Annotated in this window: 1 pseudogene; it reads right to left on the bottom strand. The window is 37.3% G+C overall.

The annotated features are described in order from the left end of the window. Positions 1 to 162: 162 nt before the first annotated feature. Positions 163 to 407, bottom strand: a pseudogene (locus ACP3VS_RS24275) (replication initiation protein); the annotation flags it as partial.

The raw sequence follows: 407 nt of genomic DNA, 5'->3' as shown, positions 1-407 counted from the left end.
ATCCTCCGCTCTTTCCTTTTTTCTTGCCACTTGGGGAGCCTACTTTTGGAATCATCCCCAGTAAGCTTCCTGCTAATACTAATAGACCCATTAGGCATCACCCCCACCAACAGGGATCATCCCCATCATGTCTAGGACGGAATCGAGGTCTGTGAGTAATTCTTAATTAAATCTAAAATCAATCCTTAGGGTATGTAAGTGACCTTCTGTTTCTCTAAAGTTTTTAAAATATAGATGAATGTATACATCGTCACTTTTCCGCATGTGTAGTTCATAGCTGTATGTTCCACTATAAATCTTTATTTTCACTTTATATTTCTGCACTCCGACCATATAAACACGTAAAAATGCTGAATGTGGTACATCCTTATAATCTATAACGAACTTATCTATCGAAACCTCTATTT

Origin of the sequence: Lysinibacillus sp. VIII_CA (genome assembly GCF_049943995.1) — a bacterium.
Classification (GTDB): Bacteria; Bacillota; Bacilli; order Bacillales_A; family Planococcaceae; genus Lysinibacillus; species Lysinibacillus pinottii.
The sequence above is the reverse complement of the archived record's forward strand: the minus strand, read 5'-3'. Positions and strand labels throughout refer to the sequence as shown.